General features: G+C 68.4%; 13 protein-coding genes and 1 pseudogene. 11 read left to right on the top strand and 3 right to left on the bottom strand.

Annotated features, from left to right (window positions below; genetic code table 11):
* Positions 1 to 9: 9 nt before the first annotated feature.
* From AB0313_RS08610 to AB0313_RS08590, 5 genes are all read left to right on the top strand, one after another.
* Positions 10 to 1,386 (top strand): FMN-binding glutamate synthase family protein, encoded by a 1,377-nt coding sequence (locus AB0313_RS08610; protein WP_366304872.1) that lies wholly within the window; start codon positions 10 to 12, stop codon positions 1,384 to 1,386.
* Complete coding sequence (locus AB0313_RS08605; RefSeq protein ID WP_366304870.1) at positions 1,386 to 2,540, top strand: FAD-dependent oxidoreductase; 1,155 nt, start codon at positions 1,386 to 1,388, stop codon at positions 2,538 to 2,540. The genes AB0313_RS08610 and AB0313_RS08605 overlap by 1 nt, the downstream gene beginning before the upstream one ends.
* An 11-nt stretch (positions 2,541 to 2,551) precedes the next feature.
* Entirely contained in the window at positions 2,552 to 3,829 is a 1,278-nt protein-coding gene (locus tag AB0313_RS08600; RefSeq protein ID WP_366304868.1) for an allantoate amidohydrolase, read from the top strand.
* Positions 3,830 to 3,878: 49 nt separating this feature from the next.
* Positions 3,879 to 4,502 (top strand): XRE family transcriptional regulator, encoded by a 624-nt coding sequence (locus AB0313_RS08595; protein WP_141945475.1) that lies wholly within the window; start codon positions 3,879 to 3,881, stop codon positions 4,500 to 4,502.
* 250 nt (positions 4,503 to 4,752) lie between these two features.
* Positions 4,753 to 6,045: an ammonium transporter gene (locus tag AB0313_RS08590; protein ID WP_141945477.1), complete on the top strand. Its 1,293-nt coding sequence runs from the start codon at positions 4,753 to 4,755 to the stop codon at positions 6,043 to 6,045.
* A gap of 324 nt (positions 6,046 to 6,369) precedes the next feature.
* Here AB0313_RS08590 and AB0313_RS08585 read toward each other — a convergent pair whose 3' ends face one another.
* Positions 6,370 to 9,849: a DEAD/DEAH box helicase gene (locus AB0313_RS08585; RefSeq protein ID WP_366304934.1), complete on the bottom strand. Its 3,480-nt coding sequence runs from the start codon at positions 9,847 to 9,849 to the stop codon at positions 6,370 to 6,372.
* Positions 9,850 to 10,061: 212 nt separating this feature from the next.
* Here AB0313_RS08585 and AB0313_RS08580 point away from each other — a divergent pair, with 212 nt between their 5' ends.
* The 4 genes from AB0313_RS08580 (at position 10,062) to AB0313_RS08565 (ending at position 12,867) form a co-directional block, all read left to right on the top strand.
* Entirely contained in the window at positions 10,062 to 10,616 is a 555-nt protein-coding gene (locus AB0313_RS08580) for a DUF4375 domain-containing protein (protein ID WP_366304866.1), read from the top strand.
* 87 nt (positions 10,617 to 10,703) lie between these two features.
* Positions 10,704 to 11,390, top strand: coding sequence for a protein tyrosine phosphatase (locus AB0313_RS08575; RefSeq protein ID WP_366304864.1), 687 nt, complete (start codon positions 10,704 to 10,706; stop codon positions 11,388 to 11,390).
* A 165-nt stretch (positions 11,391 to 11,555) separates the two neighbouring features.
* The gene (locus AB0313_RS08570) at positions 11,556 to 12,134 is read left to right on the top strand and encodes an RNA polymerase sigma factor (protein WP_141945486.1); all 579 of its coding nucleotides are present in this window, start codon (positions 11,556 to 11,558) and stop codon (positions 12,132 to 12,134) included.
* On the top strand, positions 12,127 to 12,867 hold the full coding sequence (locus AB0313_RS08565; RefSeq protein WP_307303886.1) for a hypothetical protein: 741 nt from the start codon (positions 12,127 to 12,129) through the stop codon (positions 12,865 to 12,867). Before AB0313_RS08570 ends, AB0313_RS08565 begins: the two co-directional genes overlap by 8 nt.
* A 20-nt stretch (positions 12,868 to 12,887) precedes the next feature.
* Here the strand turns inward: AB0313_RS08565 and AB0313_RS08560 are convergent, their stop codons facing one another.
* A complete protein-coding gene (locus AB0313_RS08560; RefSeq protein WP_366304861.1) occupies positions 12,888 to 13,424 on the bottom strand; it encodes a hypothetical protein in 537 nt (178 codons plus the stop codon).
* 271 nt (positions 13,425 to 13,695) lie between these two features.
* Here AB0313_RS08560 and AB0313_RS08555 point away from each other — a divergent pair, with 271 nt between their 5' ends.
* Positions 13,696 to 14,196: a sigma-70 family RNA polymerase sigma factor gene (locus AB0313_RS08555; protein WP_141945494.1), complete on the top strand. Its 501-nt coding sequence runs from the start codon at positions 13,696 to 13,698 to the stop codon at positions 14,194 to 14,196.
* Positions 14,193 to 14,843 carry a zf-HC2 domain-containing protein gene (locus AB0313_RS08550; protein WP_366304859.1) on the top strand — a complete coding sequence of 217 codons (651 nt, stop codon included), beginning with the start codon at positions 14,193 to 14,195 and terminating at the stop codon, positions 14,841 to 14,843. The genes AB0313_RS08555 and AB0313_RS08550 overlap by 4 nt, the downstream gene beginning before the upstream one ends.
* Before the next feature lie 36 nt (positions 14,844 to 14,879).
* On the opposite strand, the pseudogene AB0313_RS08545 reads toward AB0313_RS08550, so the two are convergent.
* A pseudogene (locus tag AB0313_RS08545) lies at positions 14,880 to 14,969 on the bottom strand (SRPBCC family protein); the annotation flags it as partial.
* Positions 14,970 to 14,984 lie beyond the last annotated feature (15 nt).

Here is a 14,984-nt window from a genome sequence, read left to right as displayed (position 1 = left end):
AGGCCCCCAATGACCATCACCTCCATTCCGGTTCCTGCCCAGGCTCCCGCCGCAGCACCCGCAAACATCGCTGAGCTGGGCCTGCGCGAGTCAGCCACCTTCGACCGCGCCACCATCGCCGACATCCAGCGCGCCGCGGCCACCGGTGTCTACGACATCCGCGGCTGGGGCGCCAAGCGCAAGGTCCCGCACTTTGATGACCTGCTCTTCCTCGGCGCCTCCATGTCCCGCTACCCGCTGGAGGGCTACCGCGAAAAGTGCGATACCGACGTCGTCATCGGCGACCGGTACGCCAGCCGGCCGCTGCACCTGGCCACGCCGGTGACCATCGCCGGCATGAGCTTCGGCGCGCTGTCCGCCAACGCCAAGGAAGCGCTGGGCCGCGGCGCGTCAGAGGTGGGCACCTCCACCACCACGGGCGACGGCGGCATGACCCCTGAGGAGCGCGGCCAGTCCAAGCACCTGGTGTACCAGTACCTGCCCTCCCGCTACGGCATGAACCCGGACGACCTCCGCAAGGCGGACGCCATTGAAATCGTGCTGGGCCAGGGCGCCAAACCCGGCGGCGGCGGCATGCTGCTGGGCCAGAAAATCACCGAACGCGTGGCCGGGATGCGCACCCTGCCGGTGGGCATCGACCAGCGCTCCGCCAGCCGGCACCCGGACTGGACCGGGCCGGACGACCTCGAGATCAAGATCGGAGAGCTGCGCGAAATCACCGACTGGAAGACCCCCATCTACGTCAAAATTGGTGCCTCACGCCCGTATTACGACACCGCGCTGGCCGTGAAGTCCGGCGCCGATGTGGTGGTGCTGGACGGCATGCAGGGCGGCACCGCGGCCACGCAGCAGGTGTTCATCGAAAACGTGGGCATTCCCACCCTCGCCGCCATCCCGCAGGCCGTCCAGGCGCTGCAGGAACTCGGAATGCACCGCAAGGTCCAGCTCATCGTCTCCGGCGGCATCCGCACCGGCGCCGACGTCGCCAAGGCCATGGCCCTGGGCGCGGACGCCGTCGCCATCGGAACCGCCGCGCTGATTGCCCTCGGCGACAACGACCCCCGCTACGCCGCCGAATACTCGGCCCTGGGCTCTGCCGCCGGGTTCTACGACGACTTCCAGGACGGCCGCGACCCCGCCGGCATCACCACCCAGGACCCCGAACTCTCCTCCCGCCTGGACCCGGTGGCGGCGGGACGCCGCCTGGCCAACTACCTCCGCGTTCTCACTATGGAAGCCCAGACCATCGCCCGGGCCTGCGGAAAGTCGCACCTGCACAACCTCGAGCCGGAAGACCTGGTGGCGCTGACCATCGAGGCCTCCGCCATGGCCCGGGTGCCGCTGGCCGGGACCAGCTGGATCCCCGGAGTGCAGGGGAGCTTCTGATGGCGGAGTCCTCCGACTATGTGGTGGTGGGCGCCGGCCTGGCCGGTGCCGCCACAGCCTGGCAGCTCGCCGCCAGCGGCCACCAGGTCACCCTCCTGGAACGCGACATCCCGGCGGCGCACGACGGCAGCTCGCACGGCTCCGCCCGGATCTTCCGCTACGCCTACCCGGACCCCTTCTACACCCAGGCGGTCCAGGATTCGAAGGCGCTCTGGGACGGGCTCGCCCTGGAAGCCGGCAAGGATCTGGTCACCCCCGTCGGCGCCGTGGACTATGGCCCGAAGCGCAACCCGGCGCAGCTCGCTGACGTATTGGCAGGCGCCGGCGTGGACCACGAGCTGCTGTCCGCCGCCGAGGCCCGGTCCCGCTGGCCCCAGATCGCATTCGACACCGAGGTCCTCTGGCACCCCGGTGCAGGCGTGATCGACGCCGAAACGTCCGTCAATGCCATGGTGGCGCTCGCGGTCCGGAACGGTGCGAGGGTCCTGACCGGCTGGCGCCTGGAGCGGGTGGAACGGCTGGGGGGCGCCGGCTACCGGCTGCATTCCTCCACCAGGGAAACGCTCGACGCCGGCAACCTGGTGGTCAGCGCCGGCGGCTGGCTGCCGCAGCTGCTGGAGTCCCTGCCGCTCCCGGCCGGGTTCCTGGCCGCCCTCCCGGAATTCACTGTGCGCCAGGAGCAGGCCTTCCATTTCCGCTACCGGGAGGGCTCCGGCTCTTCCGGCGCCAGCTGGCCCACCTTCATCCATAAAGCTCCGGATATCCAGGCCTACGGGCTTCCCGGCGGCCGCGACGCCGGCTTCGCCGGCCAGAAGGTGGCCGAATACAACGGCGGCCCGCGGATCCGTTCCGCGGCAGCCCAGACCGGTGTGGTGGACCCGGCCAACCGCACCCGCGTGGTGGACTACGTCCGCCGCTACCTGCCAGGCCTGGACCCGGAACCCTACGCCGAAACCACGTGCCTGTTCACCAACACCCCCAACGAGGACTTCCTCATCGACCGGGCCGACAACCTCACCATCGTCTCGCCGTGCTCCGGTCATGGGGCCAAGTTCGCGCCCCTGATCGGGCAGTGGGCCGCGGACCTGGCCACCGGCAACGCGACAGTTCCGGGCAGGTTCCGCAGCGCATCGACCACAGCATTGACCTCATAGAACGGATCCCCGTGAGCTTTTCCCAGACAGCACCCGTGCTGCCCGTGGTACCCGCCAGCGCACCTACCGTTGCCGGCCTCCTCAAAGACATTTCCGACGTCGGGCGCGACACCAGCCGCGGGGGATACTCCCGCCCGGTGTTCTCCACAGCCGAGGCGGACCTTCGCACCTGGTTCATCGAACAGGCCGGCCGGCGCCGGCTGGACGTGCACACGGACGCCAACGGGATCATCTGGGCCTGGTGGGACACCGCCGCCGGAGTGCGGACGGACGCCGTCGCCACCGGCAGCCACCTCGATTCCGTCCCTGGCGGCGGCGAGTACGACGGCCCGCTCGGTGTCGCGTCGGCGCTGGTCGCCGTCGACCTCCTCAAGGCCAGGAATTTCCGGCCGCGGCGCCCGTTGGCGCTCGCCGTGTTCCCTGAAGAGGAGGGTTCCCGGTTCGGTGTGGCCTGTCTCGGTTCGCGGCTCCTGACCGGGGAACTGAACGCCGACAAGGCCCGCAACCTCAAGGATCCCGACGGCAACACCTATGCGGACGTCGCCGCCGCGAACGGCCAGGACCCGCGATTCATCGGCGCCGACTATGAGGCCCTGCAGCAGCTGGGGATGTTCGTGGAACTGCACGTGGAGCAGGGGAGGGGGCTGATCGACCTCAACCAGCCTGTGGCCATCGGCTCGTCCATCCTGGGGCACGGCCGCTGGAAGCTGGGCATCGCGGGGGAGGGGAACCACGCCGGCACCACGCTTATGAAGGACCGCCGGGACCCGATGATCGCGGCGGCCAAGGTGATGGTGTCCATCCGGGACACGGCCCGCAAGTACAAGGACGCCCGTGCCACTGTGGGCCGCGTGCAGCCAGTTCCCGGTGGCACCAACGTCATCGCCTCCCGGGTGGACCTGTGGATCGACGTCCGGCACCCGGAAGACCCGGTGACTGCGGCTCTCGTGGAGGCCATCGGGTTGAACGCCCAGGTCCTCGCCGCCGAGGAAGGCTGCACGGCGGTCCTGGGCGCGGAGTCGCTCAGCCCCACAGTGCATTTCGACGCCGGCCTCCGGGACCGTCTGCAAAAGCTGCTGCCTTCCGCGCCGGTGCTGGACACCGGAGCAGGCCACGACGCCGGGGTGCTCGCGGCGCACCTGCCCACCGCCATGCTGTTCGTCCGCAACCCCACCGGCATCTCGCACTCGCCGGACGAACTCGTCGAGGACAGGGACGCCGAAGCCGGGGCACTCGCCCTGGCGGACTCCCTCGCCGGGCTGCTTGGTGAGGCGGGGACCATTGGCTAGCGCCGTCGTCGTACGCGGCACCTCCCGCGGGCCGCCTAAGATGGCTGACATGACCGAACAGGCCGGAGACCGCGGCGACGACGTGAGCCGCGACCAGGAAACCGGACAGCCGGCCGGCCGGCTGGAGCAGGTCATCGCGGCGCAGGTGCGGCACTACCGCACCACGCAGGGTCTTTCCTCGGCCGAACTCGCGGCCCGCACCGGCATCTCCAAAGCGATGATTTCCCGGGTCGAAACCGCCACCACCTCCTGTTCCCTGACTACGCTGCAGCGGCTGGCGGACGGCCTGAAGGTTCCCGTTACGGCACTGTTCCGCGGGGCTGACACGGACCGGGACGCTACGTTCACCAAGAGCGGGCAGGGCAGCCTCACCGTCCGCAGCGGCACCCAGCACGGCCACGAATACCGCGTGCTGGGCACCCTCAAAGGCCGCACGGACGCGCTGGAGCCCACGCTGGTGACCCTCACGGACGCCAGCGACGTGTTTCCACTGTTCCAGCACCCCGGCACCGAATTCATCTACATGCTCGCCGGGAAGATGGTGTACGGCCACGGCTCCTACGAGTACGCCATGGAGCCCGGAGACTCCCTGCTGCTCGATGGCGAAGGCCCGCACGGCCCGCTGGAGCTGCTGGACCTTCCCATCCAGTTCCTGGCGGTCTCCGCCAAATAGCGCCGCCCGTAACGGGTGGCTCCTGCAGTAACTTCCTGCGTGCTGCGGGACTCCTGAAACTCGCCTGCGGATGACCGAAACGATCATTTAACACACCGGAAACCCACCCGGGAATTGCCGCCATACAGTTGGAATCAGACGGCAACAGCCGCCCCTCCCGCTGAACGTGGTTTCTCCGGCCACGTCCCTCCGCAGAGCGGCTCTGACGGCAAACGACCGTTCTCTCTTCGCATCACGAAAGGGGTTTCCCATGGATTCGGGAAATGTCGCTTGGATTTTGGCCAGCTCCGCGCTGGTATGCATGATGATCCCCGCCCTGGCCCTGTTTTACGGGGGCATGGTGGGGTCACGCCGCATTCTCAACATGATGATGATGTGCTTCGGCGGCGCCAGCCTGGTGGCCGTCCTCTGGGCACTGTTCGGCTACTCCATGGCCTTCGGCAACTCCGTGGGCGGCCTGGGCCTGATCGGTGACGTCACCGAATTCCCCGGCATGGGGCAGATGCTCGCCAAGGACGATTCGGCGTCCATCCCGCTCATCCTGTTCGCCGCATTCCAGCTGTTCTTCGCCTGCGTCACTACGGCGCTGGTTGCCGGGGCGGCAGCCGGCCGCATGAAGTTCGGCGCCTGGATGGTGTTCGCCGGCATCTGGGCCACCGTGGTCTACTTCCCTATCGCGCACTGGGTGTTCGCGTTCGACTCTGCGGACGGCAGCACGGTGGGCGGCTGGATCGCCAACGGCATCAAGGCCATCGACTTCGCCGGCGGCACCGCGGTGCACATGAACGCCGGCGCCGCCGCCCTGGCCCTGGCACTGGTCCTGGGCAAGAGCTCCGGCTGGCCCAAGGTTGAACACGCCAAGCCGCACAGCCGTCCCCTGGTCCTGGTGGGCGCAGGCCTGCTGTGGGTGGGCTGGTTCGGCTTCAACGCCGGCTCCGCGCTCGCCGCCGGCCAGTCCGCGGCCGTGGTCTTCCTCAACACCGCCGTCGCAGCCTCCGCCGGCCTGCTTGCCTGGGCCCTCGTGGAGCGGGTCCGCCACGGCGCCGCCACCAGCATGGGCGCCGCGTCCGGCCTGATCGCCGCGCTGGTGGCCATCACACCGGCCTGTGGCGCCGTCAGCCCGCTGGGCGCCCTGGCCATCGGCGCCATCGCCGGGGCCGTCTGCTCCCTGGCCATCGAGTGGAAGTTCCGGCTGGGCTTCGACGATTCGCTTGATGTCGTGGGCGTCCACCTCGTCGGCGGCATCCTTGGCACCCTTTTGATCGGCCTCTTCGCCACGGACAAGGCCCCGAACGGCGTCAGCGGCCTGTTGTACGGCGGCGGCTTCAACCTGCTCGGCGTCCAGGCGATCGCCACCGTCAGCGTCCTGGCCTACTCCTTCGGTGTCACCTGGGTCCTTGCGAAGGTCCTGGACAAGGCCATGGGCGGCCTGCGCATCAAGCCCGAGGACGAACTGCGCGGCATCGACCTCGCAGCCCACTCCGAGCTGGCCTACCTGATGGACGAGGACCCGGTGGAACTGGGCTCGCCCCAGCGGGTCTAGCTCAGGCAGGAACCACCGCACACTGCCGGGCGCCCGCCTGCTGGGGGCGGCGCACGGCACCTGATTTACCAGTCCCAGCGCACGAACAGGGCCAAACCTTGGACCGGTGCCGGCAGCAGCCGGCTTATAGTTCCAGGGTTTGGCCCTTCGTTGTGCCCCGGCACCCTTATCCCGCAGGGACGATCGACGCGCGTATGAAGAGGCGCGGCGCGTATTATCCCGCGCTGCGCAGATGTGCGCCGCGGAGCGGAAGGTGTGCGTCGAAACTGCAGACGCGCGTCGAGAGCGGACATGCGGGCGTCAAATCCGGACGCCCAGCCGGCACTACTCCTTGAAGAGCCCCGCCAGGTCCTCCGCCGTGATGGCGCCGCCGGCCAGGGCATCGCCCTCCATCACGTCCGCGAACAGCTGCGACTTCCGGGTCTTCAGCGCCATGACCTTTTCCTCGATGGTGTCCTTGGCCACCAGCCGGTACACCATCACGTTGCTCGCCTGGCCGATCCGGTGGGTCCGGTCCACGGCCTGCGCTTCGGATGCCGGGTTCCACCAAGGATCGAGCAGGAAGACGTAGTCGGCCTCCGTCAGGTTGAGCCCGAAACCGCCGGCCTTCAACGAGATCAGGAACACCGGTGCCGTGCCGTTCTTGAACTCGCTCACCACATCGGCGCGGTTCCGCGTGCCGCCGTCGAGGTAGCAGTACTCGATCTCCTCCTGGTCCAGCCGCTCCCGGACCTTGCCGAGGAAACCGGTGAACTGGCTGAAGATCAGTGCCCGGTGCCCCTCTGCCACCAGGTCCTCGAGCTGCTCGAACAGGACATCCAGCTTGCTGGAGCGAACAGCCGAGAGCGAGGGGTCCACCAGCGAAACGTCCAGGCTCAGCTGCCGCAGCAGGGTCAGCGACTGGAAGATGGTGAACCGGTTCTTGTTGACGTCCTCGATCAGACCCAGGATCTTCTGCCGCTCACGCTGCAGGTGGGTCTGGTACACCTTCTGGTGCCGCGGGTTGAGCACCACTTCCAGGACCTGCTCCTGCTTGGGCGGCAGGTCCTTGATCACCTGGTCCTTGGTGCGGCGCATCATCAGCGGCCGCACGCGGCGGCGGAGCTTCTCCAGCTGCCCCTTGTCCCCATTCTTCTCCACGGGCTTCTGGTAGTACTCGGCGAAGCGCTTGGGGCTGGAGAACAGGCCGGGCGCCACAATAGACGTCAGCGCCCAGAACTCCATCAGGTTGTTCTCCAGCGGGGTTCCCGTGATGGCCAGCTTGAACGCGGCAGGCAGCTTCCGGGCGCACTGGTAGGCCTTGGACTGGTGGTTCTTCACGAACTGCGCCTCGTCCAGCACCAGCCCGTTCCACGAACGGGAGGCGTAGGACTCGTAGTCGATCCGGAACAGGGCATAGGAGGTAATCACGACGTCGGCCCCGCCCAGAGCCTCCGCCACATCCTGGCCGTTCTTGGCAAAGGTTTCGCCGACGGTCCGCACGGTCAGCCAGGGCGCGAACCGCGCCGCTTCCGCCGCCCAGTTGCCCACCACGCTGGTGGGCGCCACCACCAGGAAAGGCGCGACGCCGGCCGCCCGGGTTCCAGAGGCAGCGGCAGCACCGTCGTCGGGCGTCTCCAGGGACGCAGCAGCCGCGACAGCCAGCTCCTTCGCCGCGCACATCAAAGCCAGCGCCTGCACGGTCTTGCCCAGGCCCATGTCGTCCGCGAGGATGCCGCCCAGCCCGTGCTTGTACAGGAAGCTGAGCCAGTTGTAGCCCTCCAGCTGGTACGGGCGCAGCTCCGCATTCAACGTCGCGGGCAGCGGAAGCCCGTCCGTTCCGCCCTCCAAAAGTCCGCCCACCGCGGACCGCCAGGCGGCGGCCTGTTCGTCGACGATTCCCAGCTGTGCCAGTTCGTCCCACAGCCCGGCCTGGAACCGGCTGATCTGCAGCGGTGCGTCCTTGTTGTCCTGCAGCGACCGCGCTTCTTCAATCAGGGCCCGCAGCTGGTGCAGCTCGGGCAGATCCAGGGAGAAGTACGCGCCGCTGGGCAGCAGCATCTTGGTCTGGCCGGCGGCCAAGGCGGAAAATACGGCAGCGAAGGACACCGGCTGGCCTTCCAGCGAAATCTGGATGCCCAGGTCGAACCAGTCCCGCTGCTCCGTTGCCTTGGTGGAGATCGAGACCACTGGCGCTTCCTCGGCCTCGCGGTAGTCGGCGATGTCGCCCGCCGTCTCCACCTCAACGTCCGGGGCTTCGCGCAGCCGGGGCAGCACTTCCTCGGTGAAGGCCAGGGTGTCCAGGCCGGCCAGCTCGGCAGAGGCGGCCAGGCGGGGAGTGCCCCAGCCGCCCGTGGCGGATTCACCCAGTGCCGGAACCACGTCCCACGGGTGGCCGATGCCTTCCAGGATCCGCGACTCGGCGGTGTCGTCGCGGTAGCCCTGGTCGCCCGGATGCCGCCACAGCGGCTGCGCCGTGACCAGCTTCCCGGCCCGGTAGTGCCACTCCCAGTGCAGCCGCACCCGGTGGTCTGCCCCGTAGTTGGCCAGCAGCGACAGGGTGGGGACGGCCAGTTCGGGCAGTTCCACGGATTCGTCGCGCGCCGTGACCCGGGCCGTCTGCTTCAGCTTGGGGTAGAAGCCGGTCAGGAACCGGGATTCGTCCCTGGACGGGATGTGCAGGGTGCTGCCGGCGGTGACGAACGCCAGCAGTTCCTCGCTCAGCCCGTTCTCCAGGGGTGCCAGCGTGATGGCCCCGTTGGGGTCGGGGACTCCGGGCAGCGCCGCCTCGCCTGAGGTGAGGAAGATTCCGTGCGCGGGCCGCCCAATCGTGCCCACCGCAGCCGGATCAACCTCTTCACCCTCCACGGTGATGGTTGGTGAAAGTTCCAGGCCGCCGTCGGAAGTTGCGGCCCCGCCTTCCGCGCTGGTGGGTGCAGCCTGGTCAGCCACGGGAGCGCCGTACCGTCGCAGGGACAGCCCGACGGCGGCCGGGGCCCCGGCAACGCGGACCGGTTCGGTGCCCCGCGAGTGGACCAGCGCGAGGCCGATCTTCCGGGCATCGGACAGCAGGCTCCACAGGTTCCTGCCGGCGTAGGAGTTCAGGCTCAGCCACAAACCCGCGGAGTTGTGCATCCGGCTGGCGGTAGAGGAATGGCCGGCCAGGAACTCCTGCAGCCATTCCACGTGGGCCTGGTTCGATTCGCGCCGGAAATTCACGTAGCTGAGGGTGTTCCACGAAACGTCGCCACGGATCCACTTACCTTTGGCACCCATGATGACGGGCCGGACCTTGAGCTGCCGGACACCGCGGACCGGATCCCGGCGTCCCGTATAGGAGAAGTGGGGTGGCGGTTCCTCAATTTCGAACTGCAGTGCCAGGGGAACGCCGCTGGTCGAGGAGGGGGAACCGGGCTGGGAGATGAGCGGACCCAGGGCCTGCTCCCAGTCGGAAAGTGCGGCCGCAGGGGCACGGGAAACCTGCGTTGCGGCGGACGGTGCCAGCAGTTGCACCCTTACTGACGGGCTGTCCTCGGCTGCGAAGAGCAGGGCGGCCACGTGCTTGCAGTCCTTGCGCACGGGGCAGCTGCACACGCCCACGGTGCAGCTCCAGCCGGCCCCCCTTCGGACCAGCTTGGCCGTGGTGGAGTACGGCAGCTCCGCTCCGCCCCGGACCTTTCCCAGCAGGAGCCCGGTGCCGCCGTCGAACGATATGCCCGAGACCCTGCCCGCCATGGCGTACGCCAGCCCGGCCGCCAGGGAGCGGTCGTTGATGGCGGGTGTCTGTATTGCCAGGTCCGCACTTTCGTCCGGTTGGGATGGCATGGTGAGCGCTACTTTCGGCAGGCCACGGCGGAGCCGGGTCCGGTGGGTGGTTATCTGATCCATCTTAGTTCGCCGTACGGCACGCCCCTGCCGGAGCCTCCCAGGACAGCCCCGAAAACTTCGCTTGCCGTTCATGTCCTCCACGCTGCCCGCGTGAACCTGTGGCCGTAGCGTGAAAGCGTCCCGCGCACCACCACCCGGCAAGGATTCCCATGAACCCCATCCACCAGCCCGTCATCCTCACCAGCAGCAGCATCGAAGGCAGGGACGAGGAGGTGGTGGAGGTGAACGCGGCCATCGTCGACGCCCTCCACCATGCCCTCCCGGGCGCGGAGCTGTCCCCGGTGGCTGTCCGCAGCTACTTCGTGGATTTCTACCTTTCGCAGGCGCTTGAGGGTGGATTCGCGCAGTACACCGCGATGGCCGGCGGCAGGCTGGGCACTGACAGGCTGGTCCGCGAAGGGATGGCGGCCATGGGCGCCACAGCACATCTGGAACTTTTCGAGCGCGCGGTAGACGCGTGCGACGCACCGAAAGACGCCCTGCGCATCGGGGAGCTTGACCGCGAATTTGAGGAGCTGCTGGAACGCGAAAACATTACCGCCCTCAATGCCCGCTGGCTGCGCGGCCAGCCCGACCTGCTGGTGCTCGACGACGAGGAGGTTGGCCCGTACATCCAGCGGCTGGCGGTCCTTTTCGCGGACCCGGCAGACCGGGGCGCCACCCGGGACAAGCCAGCGGAAATAATAAATTCGGGACGTCCGTAACTTTTCCGCTACCACAGGCGATGTAGTCCGTGATGGGCCCGCCCGGCGGGCCCGATCCGATGTGTTGTCTAGGTTTGGAGAAGTCATATGTCTGTGTTCACCGTTCTCGCCACCAGCAAAGTCGCCGCCGGAGTCCTGGCCGCCGGAACCCTGGCCGTAGGAGGCACCGGCGCCGCCGCCATCTCGGGCGTCCTCCCCACCCAGGCCCAGCAGACCGCCCACGAACTCTTCGGTGCACCCGCCCCCAAGCTTGCAGCCGACGCGGCTTCCGACGCTCAGGCCACCCCGGCCCCGACCGCAACCGCGGCGGTCACCGATGCGGCAAAGGCAGACGCCACCGACAAGGCTTCCGCCACGGCTGAGGCCTCGGACGACAAGGCCAGCGCAGAGGCAACCGAATCGGCAAAGGCCGGCACCGCCGTTGACGCCGCAGGTCCGGCAGCCTTTGGCCTGTGCACCGCCTTCACCCACGGTGGCCTGGACGCTTCCTCCAAGGCGTTCTCCTCACTGTCCATCGCGGCCCACGGTGATGCGAACATCAAGAGCTACTGCACCGACGTCGTGGCCAAGGCCGATGCCGCAGCCAAGGCCGGAGCCGAAGCCAAGGGCTCCGCTTCCGTCCAGCTGGAAAAGCCGGCTGTTCCCTCCGCTCCGGCAGTGCCCGCAGTTCCGGCCGTTCCGGCTGTCGGCGGCGAGACCGCTGTTCCCGCCGTTCCGGCCGTTCCCGCTGTGGGCGGCGGCACGGTCCACGCGCCGTCGGTTTCCACCCGCTAAGGCACATTGGCTAGTCTGGACTGCGGCTGCGGCCGCAGTCCGGGCAGCCGGGTGGTGCGCCCCTTGGGGGAGGTACCCCTGGAAGGCCCGTAAAGGGCAGCCGGAAGACCGGGGGACTGGCAGTCCGTACCGGAAACCGGGGAAAGGCGTAAGCCGGATCCCGGGATGGAGGAGCCGCAGGTGCCGGACACTTTGGCCCATAAAGAGATGGACATATTCGACAACGCAGCCGGAGCAGATCCGGCCGCGTTGTTCGCTGCTGCTTACCGAACCTTCGCGGGCCCGGTGCAGGGATATCTCAAAGCGCGCGGACTCGATGATCCGGAGGCTGTCACCCAGGACGTCTTCATGGCCTTTTACGGCAGGATTGGCTCCCTCACTGGCGGAATCCAGGGGGCCAAGTCGCTGATCTTCTCGATCGCCCACGCCCGCATGGTGGACCACTACCGGCGACTGGAACGCAGGCCTCAGCTGACACCGTACGATCCCCAGTTCGACGGCCGGACCACCCCCTCCGCCGAGGACCATGCAGTGGAACTCACAGACGGAGCCGCAGCCATGCTGGAAGGGCTCAGCGACGAACACCAGGAAGTCCTGGCCCTCCGCGTCGTGGCGGACCTGTCCATAGAACAGGTCGCCGCCATCATGGGCAAGAGCACCGGAGCCATCAAACAGCTCCAGCGACGGGCCCTCCAGAACCTGAAAGCACAAACGCTCAAGAGAAACCAGGCGAATCATGAGTGACACCGCAGGATCCCGCACCGAAGGGGCCGTTGACCAACTCCTGCTGGAGGCCGGCATGGGCGGCGACGGCCAGCTCCGCGACGCCCTGCTCGACCTGCGTGCCCTTGCAGCCGACGCCCCGGCGCCCTCCGCTGAAATCGCCGCTTTGATGGCCGGCGCTCCCACCACCGCGCTTCCCGCCGTCGCGTCGACGGTTACCACTGCGCTGCCGGCAACCCGGCCGGCCGACGAACTTGCCGCCCGCCGCAAGGCCAAGCGCCGCATCACACTGACCACGCTCTCGGTTGCCGCGTCCCTCGCGGCCGGCGGTGCCGTTGCCGCCGCTTCCGACCAGGGCTTCCGCGATTCCTTTGCCCAGCTGAACCATGCCGTCACCGCTTTCGTGACGGGCTCCGCTGCAACGCCGGGAGGCAACACCGGCCAGGCCCCTGCTCCCCAGCCCGGAACCACCCGGCCGCCGGCAACCAGCAGCGCGGATGCCGTCCCGCCTGCATCCCCGCCCGCATCGGCACCCTCCGCTGTGGCGCCGTCGGAAGTTCCTGCGCGGCCGGACAACGCCCCCACCCATGGCGCTGCCGCGCAGAAGCCGGCCGAAGCCCCCGCCGGCCCGTCACTCCCGGCCAACGTCCAAGAGGATGTCAGGAAGGGCCTGGAACAATCGCCCAAGCTGCCGGTTCCCGTTCCCACGGAAATCCCGCTGCCGGGCAAGTCCCCCGGAATAGCCCTGAAGTAGGTGTGCCCGGGGCAGCTGCCCTAGTACGCCTGGTTGGCCGCTTTGATCATTGCTCCGGACGGATCCGACAGGTACCACACGCCGCCCACGCCCTGGCCCAGGATGTCGCCCGGCTTCGTGTCCTTGGCGAAGTAATACAGCGGCATGCCGTTCAGGGTCACCTGCTTCTTGCCGTCCGGGGTGCTGATGGTGCCCAGCTTTCCGGTGACTCCCTCTGCGGCCGGCGAACCCGAGGCAGTGGTCAGTGGCGGCCACTGGACCAGGCAGGAACCCGTGCAGGCGCTGGTCCCGGAGTCCTTGGTGTCCTTGGTGAAGAAGTACAGGCTCATTCCCTTCGCATCCACCACAATGCTGCCGGCGGATGAGGACGCCGTTTTGAGGTCGACGGCGGTACTTGCCTTCGAAGACGCTGCAGGGGATGAGGCGGCGCTGGAACCCGCCGTGCCCGCGGTCCCCGGACTGGTGGCTGCCGGCGCGGTGCCGGCGCTGCTGCCGCAACCGGAAAGGGCTGCTGCCAGGGCCAGGATGGCAAGGCCTGCCCCGAGATGATGCTTCATGGTGTGCTCCTTGGCTGTGCGACTCTGTGGCTGGTTGATTCCCGGGAGGCGTCGGGCATCGGAACACCGGACGCTATTCCGTACCACGCCGTCCGGGGAAGAATGGTTCACAGGCCGGGTAGGATCCGGCCATTGAACCGTTCCGCGTCTCCGTGCGTGGTTACAGCCAGGAGCACGGGCCGCAAGGAACAGCGGCGTTCCGCGGAGCCGGGACGGGTCACTGCGGGACAGTGCAGTGGCTTCGCGACAGGGCAGTGACGGGAGGGGTGGGATGCCGCTCGACGACAGCGTGGTGGAGGCCATCTACCGTGAACACGGCAGTGCCCTGCGCCGGTTCGTGCTCAGTGCCACCCGCGACCCCCAGCTTGCCGAGGACGTGGTGCAGGAAACCGTGCTGCGCGTCTGGCAGCATGCGCCGGACGTCAACGGAAGCGTCCGCAGCTACTTGTACCGCACAGCCAGGAACATCATGATTGACAACTACCGCCGGAGCCAGCGACGGCCGCCGGAGACCCTCGAGGGCAGCCCCGCAGATCCAGTCGAGGTGATGGGCCGCGTTGACGAGCTGCTGAACCGGGTGCTGATGGAGGAAGCGCTGCTGCGGCTGAGCAAGGAACACCGGGATGTCCTGGTGGCCCTGCATTACCGCCGTTTCACGGTCAACGAAGCAGCCATCCAGCTCAACATCCCCAGCGGCACCGTGAAGTCACGCGCCTACTACGCCCTCCGCGCACTGCGCACCATCCTGGACGAAATGGGAGTGGAACGGTGAGCACCAACCCGCACCACCTGCTGGGCGCCTACGTCCTGGGCGGCCTTGACCCCTCGGACGTCACCTTGTTCGAGACCCATCTTCACGGCTGCGCCGGCTGCCGGAGGGAGCTGGCGGTGCTGGAGAAGGTGCCGGCCCTCCTGGACGCCCTCCCCGCCGCCGACGCCGTGGCGCTTACGGCCGTCTCCGCCGGTGCCACGGCACCCTCCGTCCCCGCCCGCCTTTTCGATGAACTGGCGCGCCGCCGTCGGACCCTGCGACGGCGGTGGGTTGCGCTGGCAGGCGCCGTCGCTGCCGCCTGCCTGGCCGTGGGGCTGGCGGCCGGCCCGCTGCTGGTCAGGCCGCCGCAGCCGGATGCCACCTACTCCGTGGCATCCGGGGGAGGGCTGCAGGTGAACATCGACATGGCGCGGAAGGCCTGGGGGACCGAACTTGCCGTCAGCGGTAGCAGCCTTCCGGCGGACGGAACATTGTCGCTGTGGGTCCGGGACCGCGCGGGCGGCGAGGACCGTGCCTGCGCCTGGAGCGCAACCCCCAGCGGGAAGGTCAAGGTGACCGGGGCGACGCCCATCCAGCTGGGCAGTATCTCCAGTGTGGAGCTGCGCGACGGCGCCCAGCACGCGGTGGCGGTCATTACCGTTCCGTAGCCCCTACAGGGCCTTGAACTCCGCCATCAGCTCCCTCTTGAGCCGGAGATCCCCTGTGGTCTGGGAGAAGGCGAAGGCAGTCTCCGGATCGATGCGGATGAAGCGTTCGGCGCGTACCTGGGGCATGGCCCCACCTAACCA

The organism is Pseudarthrobacter sp. NPDC080039 (genome assembly GCF_040702335.1).
Lineage (GTDB): Bacteria > Actinomycetota > Actinomycetes > Actinomycetales > Micrococcaceae > Arthrobacter > Arthrobacter enclensis_A.
The sequence above is the reverse complement of the archived record's forward strand: the minus strand, read 5'-3'. Positions and strand labels throughout refer to the sequence as shown.